At 60.8% G+C, this 1497-nt stretch carries 2 protein-coding genes; both read right to left on the reverse strand.

The genetic code is table 11. The features are described 5' to 3' along the window. Positions 1-878, reverse strand: an 878-nt coding sequence (locus tag G5358_RS21075; RefSeq protein WP_421324878.1) for a phosphoglucomutase, incomplete at its 3' end; no start/stop codon positions are given. Positions 879-936: 58 nt separating this feature from the next. Beyond that, positions 937-1446, reverse strand: coding sequence for a replication initiation negative regulator SeqA (gene seqA / locus G5358_RS21080; protein ID WP_216954159.1), 510 nt, complete (start codon positions 1444-1446; stop codon positions 937-939). Positions 1447-1497: the final 51 nt, after the last annotated feature.

Below are 1497 nucleotides of genomic sequence, written 5' to 3' on the forward strand. Positions count from 1 at the left end.
GCAATCAGGCTCGCCATGGCGAACGGGCTGGAGCAGTCCATCCGGATCTTGCCGTCTTTATCCAGGGTCATGAAGGAGAAGGTCGGATCGACCTTGTAGTTCACCACCTCGATGTTCAGACCATAGGTCTTGGCGATGACGTCCCAGTAGGCGACGCCGGATCCGCCCAGCGGATCGACACCGATCTTGATGCCCGCGTTCTTGATGGCATCCATGTCCAGCACGTTCTTCAGATCATCCACATAGGGGGTGACATAGTCGTGCTCGACCACGAACGGGCTCTTGAGCGCCTCGGCGAACGGCATCCGTTTCACGCCAGCAAGACCCGCTTCCAGAATGGCGTTGGCACGGTCCTCCACCCACTTGGTGATCTCCCCTTCGGCAGGGCCACCGTGGGGCGGGTTGTACTTGAAGCCACCATCTTCCGGCGGGTTGTGGGACGGGGTGATCACCACACCGTCGGCGCGCGCGGCAGGCTTGCCCGCGTTATGGCGCAGGATGGCGTGAGAGATGACCGGGGTCGGGGTAAAACCGAGGCCAGCCTGAATGCGGGTCTCGACGCCGTTGGCCGCCAGCACTTCGACGGCGCTGGCAAAAGCGGATTCGGACAGGGCGTGGGTATCCATGCCGACAAACAGCGGGCCCGTAATGCCGGCTTGCTGGCGATACTCCACCAGCGCCTGGGTCACCGCCAGAATATGGGATTCGGTAAAGGCGCTGTGCAAGGCGCTGCCACGGTGGCCGGAGGTACCAAAGGCCACCCGCTGCTCGGGGCGGCTCATGTCCGGCTTGTTAAGGTAGTAGGCGCTGACCAGACGGGGAATATTGGTCAGGTCGCTTAAACGGGCCGGCTGACCGGCGTGGGAATGCTGAGCCATGGCGTTTTCCTTGCGTAATGGCGGCCTTGCCGGGCAAGGCCTGAGTCTTGAAGAATCGTTAAATTGCGCCACACACCTGCGCGATCACCTCTTCGCCATAGCCCATGCTGGCCATCAGCTGGGCCACCATATTCTGCTTGCGGCTGGTGTTGGTGTTGGTGATCACCCAGAACGGGGTCTCCGGTACCGGCTTGGGCTTGGTGGTGCTGCCACTGGCACGCAGAGCCTCGGGATCCTGCGAGAAATAGACGCGCTTGCGCCCCTTGATTTCGGTGGCCTGGGTAAAGCCTTCCGGGTTATCCCGGTAGAGGGTACTCAGCACCAGCATAAAGCGGTTGATGGACTTCTCTTCTTTTTGCAGTTCACCGGAATCGAGCAGGGCTTGCAGCCCTTGTCGGGTGGCTACCGCACTGGGCTGCGCGACGGTAACGGGCTCGGCAACCGGCACACCTTGGTGAGCAGGCTGTTCCAGCAGACGGCGCAGGATATCGGAGGCACTCTCACCAATGTGCCGGGTCTGGCTGGCGATATAGAAGTAGAGATCGTCATCAAGCTCGATGGTTTTCATAGGGATGCGCTGGACTCGTCGAAATTCGGATGCGGCGATTATACATAGGCA

Origin of the sequence: Aeromonas sp. 604176 (assembly GCF_049170755.1) — a bacterium.
GTDB lineage: Bacteria > Pseudomonadota > Gammaproteobacteria > Enterobacterales > Aeromonadaceae > Aeromonas > Aeromonas veronii_A.

What these genes read in the sequence shown, in the direction of transcription:
- seqA (WP_216954159.1), bottom strand. Translation starts at nt 1,446, where the DNA reads ATGAAAACCATCGAGCTTGATGACGATCTCTACTTCTATATCGCCAGC.